Below are 294 nucleotides of genomic sequence, written 5' to 3' on the forward strand. Positions count from 1 at the left end.
TTTTACGATTATTGTAGGAAACTTTGCACTTATTGATTTATAGTTCTTTTGAGAGTTTCTACTACCTTAGAGTGATTGTTTTTTTCAACACTTTCTGGCTTATTATGAACAGAGAGTGTCTGTTTTCATAGATATTGAGAGTCCTATTCATTGTTATGTTTTTTACCTTTATGGTGGCTTTGGCGTTTCTGTTAAAATGACCTCGGCATTCCTGCTCAAGCCATCGTTGCTGTTTTTCCATTAAGCCGTGGCTTCTGTATTTTGTCTGTTGGCAATAAGATCGTCAACGACTTG

The sequence above is a fragment of the Bartonella sp. MR168JLCBS genome (genome assembly GCF_042194175.1).